This window comes from Vreelandella hamiltonii (genome assembly GCF_014651775.1).
Lineage (GTDB): Bacteria > Pseudomonadota > Gammaproteobacteria > Pseudomonadales > Halomonadaceae > Vreelandella > Vreelandella hamiltonii.
The window spans coordinates 1-12,420 of sequence record NZ_BMXN01000002.1 but is presented as its reverse complement, the minus strand read 5'-3'; the positions used below and the strand labels follow the sequence as shown (position 1 = coordinate 12,420).

General features: G+C 61.4%; 15 protein-coding genes. 6 read left to right on the top strand and 9 right to left on the bottom strand.

From position 1 onward, the window contains the following. Position 1 precedes the first annotated feature (1 nt). From IE091_RS01905 to radC, 5 genes are all read right to left on the bottom strand, one after another. Positions 2 to 1,192 (bottom strand): class I SAM-dependent rRNA methyltransferase, encoded by a 1,191-nt coding sequence (locus IE091_RS01905; RefSeq protein WP_189462666.1) that lies wholly within the window; start codon positions 1,190 to 1,192, stop codon positions 2 to 4. 45 nt (positions 1,193 to 1,237) lie between these two features. Continuing rightward, a complete protein-coding gene (mutM, locus tag IE091_RS01900; protein ID WP_189462665.1) occupies positions 1,238 to 2,065 on the bottom strand; it encodes a bifunctional DNA-formamidopyrimidine glycosylase/DNA-(apurinic or apyrimidinic site) lyase in 828 nt (275 codons plus the stop codon). Positions 2,066 to 2,205: 140 nt separating this feature from the next. Continuing rightward, on the bottom strand, positions 2,206 to 2,361 hold the full coding sequence (gene rpmG / locus IE091_RS01895) for a 50S ribosomal protein L33 (protein ID WP_009098622.1): 156 nt from the start codon (positions 2,359 to 2,361) through the stop codon (positions 2,206 to 2,208). Positions 2,362 to 2,399: 38 nt separating this feature from the next. Continuing rightward, positions 2,400 to 2,636 carry a 50S ribosomal protein L28 gene (rpmB, locus tag IE091_RS01890; protein ID WP_016915065.1) on the bottom strand — a complete coding sequence of 79 codons (237 nt, stop codon included), beginning with the start codon at positions 2,634 to 2,636 and terminating at the stop codon, positions 2,400 to 2,402. 280 nt (positions 2,637 to 2,916) lie between these two features. After that, positions 2,917 to 3,591, bottom strand: a complete 675-nt coding sequence (gene radC / locus IE091_RS01885; RefSeq protein ID WP_189462664.1) for a RadC family protein — start codon at positions 3,589 to 3,591, stop codon at positions 2,917 to 2,919. Between the two features lie 159 nt (positions 3,592 to 3,750). Here radC and coaBC point away from each other — a divergent pair, with 159 nt between their 5' ends. The 4 genes from coaBC to argB all read left to right on the top strand — a co-directional run bounded on the left by coaBC (position 3,751) and on the right by argB (position 7,929). Then, positions 3,751 to 5,073: a bifunctional phosphopantothenoylcysteine decarboxylase/phosphopantothenate--cysteine ligase CoaBC gene (gene coaBC / locus IE091_RS01880; RefSeq protein WP_229800687.1), complete on the top strand. Its 1,323-nt coding sequence runs from the start codon at positions 3,751 to 3,753 to the stop codon at positions 5,071 to 5,073. Continuing rightward, entirely contained in the window at positions 5,070 to 5,525 is a 456-nt protein-coding gene (dut, locus tag IE091_RS01875; RefSeq protein ID WP_081136753.1) for a dUTP diphosphatase, read from the top strand. The genes coaBC and dut overlap by 4 nt, the downstream gene beginning before the upstream one ends. Before the next feature lie 33 nt (positions 5,526 to 5,558). Next, positions 5,559 to 6,947, top strand: a complete 1,389-nt coding sequence (locus tag IE091_RS01870; RefSeq protein ID WP_081136755.1) for a phosphomannomutase/phosphoglucomutase — start codon at positions 5,559 to 5,561, stop codon at positions 6,945 to 6,947. An 82-nt stretch (positions 6,948 to 7,029) separates the two neighbouring features. Continuing rightward, the gene (gene argB, locus IE091_RS01865; protein ID WP_016915070.1) at positions 7,030 to 7,929 is read left to right on the top strand and encodes an acetylglutamate kinase; all 900 of its coding nucleotides are present in this window, start codon (positions 7,030 to 7,032) and stop codon (positions 7,927 to 7,929) included. A gap of 59 nt (positions 7,930 to 7,988) precedes the next feature. On the opposite strand, the gene IE091_RS01860 is transcribed toward argB, so the two are convergent. Further along, positions 7,989 to 9,134: an RNA-guided endonuclease InsQ/TnpB family protein gene (locus IE091_RS01860; RefSeq protein ID WP_189462663.1), complete on the bottom strand. Its 1,146-nt coding sequence runs from the start codon at positions 9,132 to 9,134 to the stop codon at positions 7,989 to 7,991. A 133-nt stretch (positions 9,135 to 9,267) separates the two neighbouring features. Between IE091_RS01860 and slmA the strand changes: the two genes are divergently transcribed. Next, entirely contained in the window at positions 9,268 to 9,876 is a 609-nt protein-coding gene (gene slmA / locus IE091_RS01855; protein ID WP_189462662.1) for a nucleoid occlusion factor SlmA, read from the top strand. Positions 9,877 to 9,880: 4 nt separating this feature from the next. Next, entirely contained in the window at positions 9,881 to 10,561 is a 681-nt protein-coding gene (locus IE091_RS01850) for an Rpn family recombination-promoting nuclease/putative transposase (protein ID WP_308428113.1), read from the top strand. A 128-nt stretch (positions 10,562 to 10,689) separates the two neighbouring features. On the opposite strand, the gene IE091_RS01845 is transcribed toward IE091_RS01850, so the two are convergent. From IE091_RS01845 to IE091_RS01835, 3 genes are all read right to left on the bottom strand, one after another. Further along, positions 10,690 to 11,283: a hypothetical protein gene (locus IE091_RS01845; protein WP_189462661.1), complete on the bottom strand. Its 594-nt coding sequence runs from the start codon at positions 11,281 to 11,283 to the stop codon at positions 10,690 to 10,692. A 105-nt stretch (positions 11,284 to 11,388) separates the two neighbouring features. Next, positions 11,389 to 11,637, bottom strand: a complete 249-nt coding sequence (locus IE091_RS01840) for a hypothetical protein (protein ID WP_229800681.1) — start codon at positions 11,635 to 11,637, stop codon at positions 11,389 to 11,391. 3 nt (positions 11,638 to 11,640) lie between these two features. Next, positions 11,641 to 11,994: a hypothetical protein gene (locus tag IE091_RS01835; RefSeq protein WP_189462660.1), complete on the bottom strand. Its 354-nt coding sequence runs from the start codon at positions 11,992 to 11,994 to the stop codon at positions 11,641 to 11,643. Between the last annotated feature and the right edge of the window lie 426 nt (positions 11,995 to 12,420).

Here is a 12,420-nt window from a genome sequence, read left to right as displayed (position 1 = left end):
CTCAGTCGCGGAAGACCCGCACGCCCAGCGCTTTCAAATAAGCAGTTTCGGGAATCGCCGGGTGCACGGGGTGATCCGGCCCCTGATGGCCCTGGAAAATCACCTGGCCATGGCGGTCCTGATGGCGCACGGCACCGCGCACCACATCCACCAGCCGCTCGTGGGCCAGATGCATGGAGCAGGACGCAGACAGCAGCAGGCCATCGCGACCCAGCAGGCGCATTGCCTCGCGATTGAGTCGTGCATAGGCGCGCTCACCGTTGGGGATGTCCTTGCGCTTCTTGATGAACGCAGGCGGGTCGAGAATCACCACGTCGAACTGCTCGCCGTCGGCTTTCAATGCGGCCAGCGCTTCGAAGGCGTCGCCTTCACCCACGGCCACCTGCTCCTGCACGCCGTTCAGCTCGGCATTGCGCGCCACTTGCTCCAGTGCAACGCCGGAGGCATCCACACACAGCACTTCGGAGGCGCCGCTGGCGGCAGCCTGAACGCCCCAGCCACCCACATAGCTGAATACGTCCAGCACGCGCTTTCCAGCAACCTGACCGTTCAACCAGGCCCGGTTGACGCGGTGGTCGAAGAACCAGCCGGTCTTCTGGCCGTTGAGTACCGGCACCGCAAAGGTCACGCCGTTTTCAACCAGCAGCACTTCGTCGGGCAGGGTGCCCTTGACCACTTCGACGTGGGCTTCCAGACCTTCCTGACGGCGGCCCCCGGTGTCGTTACGGAATACGATGACCTCAGGCTTGATGACCTTTTCCAGCGCATCGACGATCTCATCGGCCAGGGCCTGCATGCCGGCGGTATTGAGCTGCACGACCAGCACATCGCCAAAGCGGTCGATGATCAGTCCTGGCAGCAGGTCGCCCTCGCCATGGATCAGACGGTAAAAGGGCTGATCGAACAGACGCTGGCGCAGCGCCAGCGCCTGGTTGAAACGGTGCACGAACAGCGAGCGGTCCAGGCGCATTTCCGGGTCGCGGGACATGATACGCGCACAGATCAACGAGTGCGGGTTCACGTAGGCCACGCCCAGGGTCTTGCCGTTGGAGGCCTCTACCAAGGCAGGCTCGCCCGCCTCGAAGGTCTTCAGCGGCGTTTCCTTGATATCGACTTCGTTGGAGTAGATCCACAGATGGCCAGCCTTCAAGCGGCGATCGGCATTTTTATTCAGGCGCAGGCGTTGAGTCACAACATTCTCCAGATAAACAAAACAGTTAGCCGCCCAAGGCGGCGCTCAGCGCTGGCAACCGGGGCAGAATACGCTGGCCCGCTGCCCCAGGGTAATGCGCTTGAGTTCGCTGCCACAGCGCAGGCAAGGCTGGCCATGGCGACCGTAGACATTCAATTGCTGGGCAAAGTAGCCCGGCTCCCCCTGGCCGCTGACGAAATCGCGCAGCGTGGTGCCGCCCTGGGTAATGGCCGCCGCCAAGACTTCCTTGACCGCCTGGGCCAGCGCTTCGTAGCGCGCCAGTGAAATGCGTCCGGCAGCCCGGCGCGGGTCGATGCCCGCCATGAACAGCGCCTCGGCGGCATAGATGTTGCCCGCACCCACGACCACGCGGTTATCCATCAGAAAAGGCTTCACGGCGACGCGCTTGCCGCGCGACAGTGCGTGGAGCCATTGGCCCGTGAAGGCATCGTCGAGGGGTTCCGGGCCCAGGTGTGCCAGCCGCGTATCGAACTGTGCATCGGCGTGCTGCCAATCGACGAAGCCAAAGCGGCGCGGGTCGTGATAGCGCAATATATGACCGCTGGCGGTGACGATATCCACATGGTCATGCTTTTTGGGCAGATCGCCCAGGCGGGCAATCCGCAGGCTACCTGACATGCCCAGGTGCCACAGCAGCGTGGCGTGGCCGGTAGGCGTGGCCAGCGGGATCTGCAGGTATTTGGCGCGCCGGGCAAGCTCACCCACGCGAGCCCCGACCAGCCGCTCGGCCAGATCATCCGGCACGGGAACGCGCAGGCGCGGCTGGCGTACCAGCACTTCGGTAATCTCCTGCCCTTCCAGGTAGGGCGCGATACCACGCCGCGTGGTTTCCACTTCAGGCAATTCGGGCATGATGAAAGCCTATGATGACAGCACAGTGACAGCGATGCTAACACGCGAAACGCGAACGTTAGACATGCAAAAACCCGGCTTGGGGCCGGGTTTTTCAACAGGCGCTCGCCTGCGGTGAAAGCCGATCATCGTAACCGAGGTTACTTGATCTTGGCTTCCTTGTAGATGACGTGCTTACGGACGACCGGGTCGTATTTCTTGAATTCGAACTTATCCGGGGTGTTCCGCTTGTTCTTGTCAGTGGTGTAGAAGTGGCCAGTACCGGCACTAGACACCAGCTTGATCTTATCGCGCATGGTTTAACTCTCCCAAAAATGCTGAGCCAGAAACTGGCTTAGATAGCGTCGCCGCGTTTGCGGATGTCGGCCAGAACCGAGTCGATACCTTTCTTGTCGATGATGCGCATGCCTTTAGAGGAAACGCGCAGCTTGACGAAGCGGTTTTCAGACTCCACCCAGAAGCGATGGGTGTGCAGGTTCGGCAAGAAACGACGACGCGTCTTGCGCTGGGAGTGAGAAACGTTATTACCAGTTACCGGACGCTTGCCGGTAACCTGACATACTTTGGACATGAGAGCCTCCAACCGCTTGGCGAGTTGTTCAAAACTGTCGGGCAAACCGGAGCAGGGAGGGAGTCGACGCAGTTAACCGCCTAGCTGTACCCAAATCCGTTATTCAACCCAAGTTCAAAGGTGGCACTTTATACCAGAGCACCCGGCCACCAGCAAGCGAAACCGCCCAAAAAGGCCAAAAAAGCACGTTTTTGGACAATTTTCGTCACGACAGCCGCAGCATCGAGCGGGCCAGCCTGCCTTTTCGATACTACTGGAGTGCGTGCGCATGACCTGCCCGCTAGAGCCAGCCGCGCTCGGCAAAGGACACCACGTCTCCGTCTCCCACCACAAAATGATCCAGCACTCGCACGTCAAAGAGAGCAAGGGCATCTTTCAAGCGTTCGGTGATACGTCGATCAGCGTCGCTGGGCTCAGCCACACCCGAAGGGTGATTGTGGGCCAGGATGACAGCGCCAGCGTGGAGTTCCAACGCACGCTTGGCAACTTCGCGGGGGTAAACGGATGCGCTGTCTAGGGTACCGCGAAACAGGGATTCATAGCGAATGATTCGGTGCTGAGTATCCAAAAAAAGTACCGCAAACTCCTCATGCCCCAGGTGGCGCAGCTGCGAACTCAGGTAGTGGCGCACCAGGGCAGGCGAGGTCAACGCATTGCCGCGTGCCAGCTGGCTGGCCAAATGCCGTCGTGACAGCTCCAGCGTGGCCTGCAGCTGGGCAAACTTGGCATCGCCCAACCCACGAGCGGCACAAAACTGCTCTCTGTCTGCCTCCAGCAGCTGCCGCAACCCGCCAAAGCTCGCCAGCAGGTCACGCGCCAGGTCCACTGCCGAACGCCCCTGAACCCCCACCCGCAGAAAGATCGCCAGCAGTTCGGCATCCGATAACGACTGCGCCCCCATGGTCAGCAGTTTTTCACGGGGTCGCTCACCCTCTGGCCAATGATTGATACCCATCCATGCCCCCCAACTTATGCCCCAGGCGTGTGGCTCACGCCCTCGCCTTCACCATTCCTCACTATACCTGGCGTTATAACACGTCCACCGAGCATGCCAAAATAAACCGCCAAATGGTATGGTAAGTCTCCTTACGACCGTCATACGGAATCGCCGACCATGGCATCACTCTCGCAAGCGTCCGAGTCCCCACGACCACTCTCAGAACCATCGCCGACCGCCCTGCTCGCAGGTAAACGCGTGCTGCTGGGCGTCAGCGCCGGTATTGCCGCGTATAAAAGCGCGCTGATCGTGAGACTGCTGAAGCAGGCAGGCTGTGAGGTGCGCGTGGTGATGACCGAGGGTGCTCAAGCCTTCATCACCCCCCTGACGCTGCAGGCTCTCTCTGGCGAGCCCGTGCGCACCTCGCTGCTGGACCCCGAGGCAGAAGCCGGGATGGGGCACATCGAACTGGCCCGCTGGGCCGATGCCCTGCTGGTGGCCCCGGCCACGGCCGATGTGATGGCGCGCCTGGCACACGGCATGGCCGACGACCTGCTGACCACCCTGTGCCTTGCTTCGGAAGCGCCACGGCTGATGGCCCCCGCCATGAACCAGGCCATGTGGCGCCATCCCGCCACGCAGCGTAACCAGGCACAGCTGGCCGCCGACGGCTGGCAGTTGATCGGCCCTGCCGCTGGCGAGCAGGCCTGTGGCGACGTTGGCCCAGGGCGAATGAGCGAACCCGAGGATATCTTCGCAGCCCTTCAGCAGCACTTCGCCAAAGCAGCCAAGGTTGCGTCGCCCGCCCAGGGCGCAGCGCGCCCTCACGTGGTGATCACCGCGGGCCCCACCCGTGAAGCTCTGGACCCGGTGCGTTACCTGTCCAACCACAGCTCGGGCAAGATGGGCTTCGCCCTGGCCGCCGCCGCCGTGGCGCAAGGGGCTCGCGTTACCCTGATCAGCGGCCCGGTCAATTTGCCCACCCCAGCCGGGGTCGAGCGCCAAAACGTGGAAACCGCCCGGGAGATGCACCAGGCCGCGCTGCAGCTGGCCCCCCAGGCTGCGCTGTTCATTGGCTGTGCCGCCGTGGCCGACTACCGCGCCGCCAGCGCCGCCGAGCACAAGCTCAAGAAAACCGACGATCGGGACACGCTGACCCTGACGCTGGTGAAAAACCCGGACATCATTGCCGACGTGGCGGCCTTGCCCAACAGGCAACGCCCCTTCGTGGTCGGCTTTGCCGCCGAAACCCAGGAGGTCGAGCGCTACGCCCGCCACAAGCTCGACCGCAAGGGCCTGGACATGGTCGTGGCCAACGACGTGGCCCAGCAAGGGCTGGGCTTTGGCAGCGACGACAACGCCGCCCTGCTGCTCTGGCGTACGCCTGACGGCACGCAGCAACACAGCGCGCCGCCCCAACCCAAGACCGCGCTGGCCACCCTGATCGTGCAGCAGGCGCTCTCCCTGCTGCCTCACACTTCTCACGGAGCTTCCTCATGAACCGCCCTCGCCTACAGTGCAAGGTATTGGACGAGCGCTTGCGCGACTATCTGCCCTCTTACGCCACCGCTGGCTCGGCGGGCATGGACCTGCGCGCCCTGCTGGACGAACCGCTGACGCTGGCGCCAGGCGAATGCCAACTGGTGCGCACCGGCCTGGCCATCTACATCGAAGACCCCAACCTTGCCGGCATGATCCTGCCGCGTTCGGGGCTGGGGCATAAGCACGGCATCGTGCTGGGCAACCTGGTGGGGCTGATCGACTCCGACTACCAAGGCGAATTGATGGTCTCGGTATGGAACCGCGGGCAGGCCAGCTTCACGGTCACGCCGTTCGAGCGCCTGGCACAGTACGTGCTGGTGCCGGTGGTGCAGGCCGAACTGACCCTCGTCGACAGCTTCACCGATTCCACCCGTGGCAGTGGCGGCTTTGGCAGCACTGGCCGCCAGTAAGCACTCACTAGCGCGCTCTTTCAGGGATTGACCATGACCGTACCCGCTTCGATTTTTCGCGCCTACGATATTCGCGGCATCGTGGATGACACTCTCAGCGAAGCCACCGCCGAGCTGATTGGCCGGGCAGTGGGCTCGGAAGCCGCCGCCCGCGGTGAACACACCATGATCGTCGCACGGGACGGCAGAGTCTCGGGGCCACGCCTGCAGGCGGCGCTCATCAAAGGGCTCCAGGCCGCCGGGCGCGATGTGATCGACCTTGGCATGGTGCCTACGCCAGTGCTCTACTTTGCCACACACACCCTGCCCGAGAGCTGCTCGGGGGTAATGCTGACCGGCAGCCACAACCCGCCCGACTACAACGGCTTCAAAATCGTGCTGGCAGGAGAAACCCTGGCCAGCGACGCGATTACCGCCCTGTACGAGCGCATTCAGTCAGGCGACTTCACCGAGGGCCATGGCCGTGTGCGCGCCCACGACCTGCGGGCCACGTATCTGGCGCGTATTCTCGAGGATGTGCAGCTCGCAAGGCCGCTCAGTGCGGTGGTGGATTGCGGCAACGGCGTGGCGGGCGAGCTTGGCCCTCAGCTGGTCGAACGGTTGGGGGTGGCCACCACAGCGCTGTTCGCCGAGATCGATGGCCGCTTCCCCAACCACCACCCCGACCCCGGCAAACCGGAGAACCTGCAGGATCTGATGCGCAAGGTGCAGCAGGTAGGCGCAGACATCGGCCTGGCCTTCGACGGCGACGGCGACCGCCTGGGCGTGGTCACGCCGCGCGGGCGAATGATCTTTCCCGACCACCTGATGATGCTGTTCGCCACCGACATGCTCTCCCGCAACCCTGGTGCCAAAGTGGTGTTCGACATCAAGTGTACCGGGCACCTGGCACGGGTGGTGAGCGAGGCAGGCGGCGAGCCGGAGATGTGGCGCACCGGCCACTCGCTCATCAAGGCGCGCATGAAGGAAACCGGCGCCTTGCTGGGGGGCGAGATGAGCGGTCACATCTTCTTCAAGGAACGCTGGTACGGTTTCGATGACGGCCTGTATGCCGCCGCCCGGCTACTGGAAATACTGGCCCGCTACCCAGGCGATGCGGATGCCTTCTTCGACCAATTTCCCCAGGCAGTGAGCACGCCCGAAATCAACATCACCGTGGCGGATGCCGACAAATTTGCCATGGTCGAGACGCTTGCCAGAGAGGGCGACTTCGGCGAAGGTATCAAAACCACGCTGGATGGTATTCGCGTTGACTACCCCGATGGCTGGGGGTTGTGCCGAGCGTCCAACACGACGCCCGCGCTGGTGCTGCGCTTCGAGGGGGAAGACAGCGCGGCCCTGGAACGGATACGCGAGCGCTTCGCACGCGCCCTGCAAGGTGTTTCACCTACGTTGACGATCCCGGATACCCCCATCACATGATCATGCCACGGAGCGCCCACCACCCGCGCGACGATGAAGCAGACATTAAAAGCAGATATTACTAGAGCAAAGGGACAATCTCATGAGTTCAGCTAGCCGCGACCCCCAGGTCGTTGTGGAGGTGCTATCCGAAGCCCTTCCCTACATTCAGCAGTTTTCCGGCAAGACCGTGGTCGTGAAATACGGCGGCAACGCCATGACCGAAGATACGCTGATCGACTCCTTTGCTCGTAACATCGTGCTGATGAAAGAAGTCGGCATCAACCCCGTGGTGGTGCACGGCGGCGGCCCGCAAATTGGCAGCCTGCTGGAAAAGCTCAATATCGAATCGCGCTTCGTCAACGGCATGCGGGTCACCGACTCGCAAACCATGGACGTGGTGGAAATGGTGCTGGGCGGCCTGGTCAACAAGAGCATCGTCAACCTGATCAACCAGAGCGGCGGCAAGGCAATTGGCCTGACCGGCAAGGATGGCGCCCAGATTCGCGCCCGCCAGCTGAAGGTGGAGCATCAAAGCCCGGAAATGACCGCCCCGGAGATCATCGACATCGGCCACGTGGGGGAAGTGGAAGCGATCTCCACCGACCTGATCGAGATGCTCGCAGCCCGCGACTTCATTCCGGTCATCGCCCCTATCGGCGTGGACGCCCAAGGCAACAGCTACAACATCAACGCCGACCTGGTGGCCGGTAAGCTGGCGGAAGCGCTGAACGCCGAAAAGCTGATGCTGCTGACCAACGTGGCGGGCCTGATGAACAGCGAAGGCCAGGTCATGACCGGCCTGACCACGGCCCAGGTAGATGCCCTGATTGCCGATGGCACCATCTACGGCGGCATGCTGCCGAAGATTCGCTGCGCCCTGGACGCCGTCAAGGGGGGCGTTAACAGCGCCCACATCATCGATGGCCGGGTGCCGCATGCCGTGCTGCTGGAAATCTTCACCAACGCTGGGGTAGGCACCCTGATCACCAACGCAGGCTAACTGCGACGGAGGGCAAGAGTCTTGACTGCTCCTCGCCCTGAAGGACGAGGATTCCCAATTCAACGAGAATCGGACACGGAGACTGGCTCCATGCCGCTTACATTCTCTCCAAGGGCTAACACCGCCAGCCCGGCGGCTTTAATGTTAACCGCGGCATTGATGTCGCGGTCGTTATCGGCGGCGCACTCGGGGCACGTCCAGGTCCGAACCTGCAACGGCATCTCGGGCATCACATGCCCGCAGCCGGAACAGCGTTTGCTGGAGGGGTACCACTGGTCGATGGCCGACAGTTGCCGGCCCGCCCAGTCGGCCTTATACGCCAGCTGCCGGACGAATTCGCCCCAGCCCGCATCGCTGATCGACTTGGCCAGCGAGCGATTGCGCAGCATGTTCTTCACCTTGAGGGACTCGACGCAGATCACTTGGTTCTCGTTGACGATCTGGCGGGATAACTTGTGCAAGTTGTCCATCCGGCAATCGGAGATCCTGGCGTGAAGGCGGGCGACTTTCTGCCTGGCCTTGGCACGGTTCTTCGAGCCGCGCTGCTTCTTACTCAGCCGACGCTGTGCCCTGGCCAGCCGGGTCGCGTATTTCGCCGTATGGCGGGGATTGCCGATTCGATGCCCGTCGCTGGTGACGAACAGGTCTTTCAGGCCGAGGTCGATGCCCACCATTTTCGGGGTCACGGGCAGCGTCTCGGGCGAGAACTCGCAGAGGCAGCTGACGAAGTAGCGCCCTGCGGCGTCCTTGGACACGGTGACGATGGTCGGTTCGCTGGGCAGTTCACGGCTCCAACGGATCGCCAGCGGTTCCTTGCACTTGGCAAGAAACAACTTGCCGTCGCGGTACTTGAAGGCCGAGCGAGTGAACTCCGCCGACTGGCGGTGCCGCTTGCTCTTAAAGCTCGGGTACCTGGCCCGGCCCTCGAAGAAGTTCTTGAAGGCCGTCTGCTGGTGGCGAAGGCACTGTTGAAGCGGGACCGAGCTGACCTCGTTGAGAAACGCGGTATCGTCAGCCTTCTTCATGCGCGACAACTCGGCGTTCGCCGCTACGTAGCCGACCTTTTCCTTGCGCTCGTAGAACGCATCGGTGCGATAGCGAAGCACTGCGTTGTAGACGAAGCGCACACACCCAAACGTCCGAGCCAGGAGCTGTTCCTGCTCGGGCGTCGGGTAGAAGCGGTATTTGTAGGCGCGTTTCGTCATGCCTCACAAAATATTCCATTAGCTGTAAGATAGCAACCACCAGAGAGGGAGGCAGCGAGAACAGGGTCGTCCTGACGGACGACGCGCTATCCCTCCCCGCACTAGAAGTGCGGGGTTTCTCGCGCAAAGACTGATGAGTGACGACCGCAAGCCTCGCCGTCGCGAGCAAATCCTGCAGGCCTTGGCCATCATGCTGGAAGAGGACAGCGGCAAGCGGATCACCACCGCCGCCCTGGCCCGCCAGGTGGGGGTTTCCGAAGCGGCGCTGTACCGCCACTTCCCCAGTAAGGCGCGCATGTTCGAAGGCTTGATCGACTTCATCGAAGAGAGCATTTTCGCGCGCATCACCCGGATACTGGAAGACATCCCCGACGCCACCACCCGCTGCAGCACGATACTCTCACTGCTGCTGGGCTTTGCCGAAAAAAACCCCGGCCTGGCCCGAGTACTGGGCGGCGACGCACTCACCGGCGAAACGGCACGCCTGCGCCTGCGCGTTCACCAGCTGTTCGAACGCCTGGAAACCCAGCTGAAACAAATCCTCCGCGAAGCCGAGCTGCGTGAAGGGCTGCGCCCCAGCATTCCCGCCTCCGCCGCTGCCAACCTGCTGATCGCGCAAGCCGAAGGGCGCATCGCCCAGTACGTGCGCAGCGACTTCAAACGGCTGCCCACCGAATACTGGGAAGACCAGTGGGCGCTACTTTCCAGCCAACTGCTACAACCCAGCCCACAGCTCGCCTGACTACGTGCGCGCTTCATACACGTACAGCCTACGCATACAACGCACACGCCCCACCAGTGGTCGCCATCAGCGACCACTGGGGGCGTTTGTTGATGATGGCTGCCAGGCCATACCCCTAGTGCTTTACAATGGGGCCGAACGTTGGACAGCACGCCAGGACATCTACGACATGGTGTACCCGGAACCACCCTCGTTTCTGCAGGTCTATCAGCCACACCTTCGCTACTACCTCATCGATGAAGGGCGCTACACTGATGAAGAGCTTGCCCTGCGCCCAACACCGCTAAGTGGGGTATTCGGCATCGAAAAAGCCTCAACCGACATGAAAGGTTTACAGCAAGCGGTGGACCGAATTGTCACGATCATACAAGCCGCCCCGGACAAAGAGCGGATCGACAAGATCGTTACCCGCTGGCTAAAGCGCTATTTGCAAAGGTTAGGCGCCAATGCAAACCTGGACCAGCTCAATAGTTTAGTGGAGGACAAAACCATGCTAGCAGAAAATCTTGCAAACTGGGCCCAGGAAGAACGCCAGGCCGGGCGTTTAGAGGGACGCCAGGAAGGCATCGTCACCACAGCCCGCAATTTGTTAACGCTTGGTGCGCTGAGTGACGACCAAATTGCTGTCGCTACTGGGCTAACGGTGGAGGAGATCGCCAAGCTGCGTAACGAAAGCACGCACTGAGCTTACAACTCCCCACACGCCTGAGCAGGACAGCCACATCGGCCCCTAATCTATGTGGCATTTAAAGTATGCCCAGCATTAGCTGATGGCTGCCAAGCCCAATCCAGAGCGCCACACGATGCGGTGTATTACACCCTCGCTTGCCCTTGAATCACCGCCTCGAACCCAGCGGGGGTAATCGGTTGCTTCTCGGCATCCAGCGCCGTGCCCCCCAACTTGGCCAGCTTTTTGGAAAGCGACACCAGTTTGGCCAACTGCAGCTTGCTGGGAGCCAGCATGCGCTGGGTCTTGGCAATCTTGATGCTGACGCCCTTCACCGGCGGATGACTGGCCTGGGATTCGGTCAAGGGTGGCAACTGGCCCGACCCCAGCGCATTTTCGATCAGAATCGGCGTGCGAGAAGAATCCCCCGCCACGGCAAAGGTCTTGGTGCGCTGTTCATACACCGCACCTGCCGAACTCAATACCGCACTCAAGCGGTCGTTCAGCGCAGGCGACGGCTCCTCGAACAGCACCTTTACCTCCCAGGCCGCACTTTCTGCACTCAGCAAGGCCGGGCCTTCTGGCACCACGACGGGCGGTGCCCCACCCAGCGCCCCTACTGCCACCGGCACCTCGCTTGCCCGCCGCACCAGCAACATGTACCCTGCCACACACCCGCAAGTCACGCTCAACCAAAGCGCACCAATCGCCACTACCAACACCAACGTTTGGGTATCCATCGCCCTGTTCTCGTTTTGTTAGCCAAGCACCAAACTGCTTACCAGAAAAGACCATAGTTCATGGCAGGCGGTTTGCAAGCTAACATTTAGTCTAGGGAGAGGCGTTTATTTCAAGGAAAGAGCAGCACCAGAACGCGGTGGCTCATTGAGGCCTTCTTCTACCTTCAACATGGCCAGCGTATGGGCACGCTGCTGCTTGACGGCGGTATCCAGAATATCCAGCAGCGCCTGGTAATCTTTCGGCTGTGCTTCCTCCAGGCCGTGCTTTTCGACGTTTGCCAGCGTTTGGCGAGTATCATGTATCAGTGCTTCCAGGGCCAGAATCACTCGCTCGCGCTCGTCCGCCGTCATCACGTATTAATCCCCTTTCTGCAGCTGCTGCACCCGCTCATATAACTGCTTGGCGCTGGCCATGGCCGTGGCTTCGTAAGCATCCAGGGTCAATAGCTGGTCGTTGGCTGGGTCCTGCATTGCAGCCTCCAGCACTGCCTGATAGCGTTTCAGCAAATGTGCCAGATTCAAGCGAATCATGGTGAGCTCAAGCTGAAACTCCGCTTGTAGACGAGTCATTCGCTCAATGCCCATAGGCACGCCCTCGCGAGCGGTAGCGGACCCGATGGTCAGCTCGACGCGTTTTTCAACGGCGTTCAATTTGGGGATCAGTTCATTGACCACGTACAGCGCAGAAATGGTAGTGGAATTTGATTTCACAAGGCTCCCAAAGCGGTGCTCGAATAAAAATAGAGCACCATTTTATCACGCACTTAGCTTGGTCTAAGGCTGAATCAACCCCCGGTAGAGCGGGTATATTCCCAGCGTACTTTTGGTGTTAGCGCGCTACTTGCAAGGAAGCGCCCCCAGCTTGCCCCACTCCGGCGCGCACATGGTCACAGATGACAGAGCTGGGGCAGCGGGGATGACGGTTCTATGGCGGCCGCTGGGAAATGGCCTGGTGGGAGGCGGCTTTAGCCCGCGATGACGGCGGCACCGGTGCTTGCTCAGGCAGTCGCCCAATGAATTGGCCTCCCACAGGGGGGCTGGGTTGAGAAAGCGGGTGTTGTGGTAAAGTATTAATTCAGCGACAGGAGCCCGCATGGTCAGCAAAGTGCATAACCGCCACGATCACAGCTATAAACT